This is a genomic window from Oleiphilus sp. HI0066 (genome assembly GCF_001635725.1).
In genome coordinates this window covers 1-687 of record NZ_LWFH01000425.1, presented here as the reverse complement: position 1 = coordinate 687, position 687 = coordinate 1, and the positions used below count along the sequence as shown (strand labels likewise).

At 49.6% G+C, this 687-nt stretch carries 1 protein-coding gene; it reads left to right on the top strand.

The window, feature by feature from the left end; translation table 11 throughout:
* Positions 1-45: 45 nt before the first annotated feature.
* Positions 46-687: FAD-binding protein (locus tag A3738_RS05720; RefSeq protein WP_156504000.1), on the top strand; the 642-nt coding region annotated here is incomplete at its 3' end.

Sequence of the window (687 nt, the reverse complement as noted above, 5' to 3'; positions counted from 1 at the left end):
CGCGCAATCTCCAAACACTCAAAAACACGAAGCGGAGAAATAGCTATGCAGCGCAGAGACTTACTAAAATCGATGGTTGCTGCATGTTTATCGAGCGCCGTACCCAATATTGCGTTATCGACTTCTGCACTGGCGTGGAAAAACTGGTCAGGCAATCAACGCTGCGTACCGAGTGCACGTATTGCGCCGCAAAATTTAGCGGATCTGCAAACATGGCTGCGCAACAACCAAGGAAAAATGCGCTCTGTAGGCTCAGGACATTCCTTTACAGCACTCGTCCCAACCGATCATACCTTGATTAGTACGAGCTATATCCGCGGCGTGACTCAAGCCGTCGATAAAATCATGCAAGCCGATATCGCAGCAGGCACACAATTAAGCTCAGTTGGCCCGGCACTCAACGAGATGGGACAAGCCATGATCAACATGCCAGATGTTGATCGACAAACACTTGCCGGCGCGATTAGCACAGCTACCCACGGCACAGGCCGCGCGCTACAGTGTTTATCCGCCTATACAACTGAAATTGAATTACTCACTGCGAAGGGCGAGTTACTCACCTGCAATAACGACACTAATCACGATGTCTTTAAAGCAGCTCAGGTTGGTCTTGGAACAATTGGATTAATCACGCGCATTCGAATGCAAAACCGAGAGCCATTTAAACTCCGTCGATTAGCGCGCTGG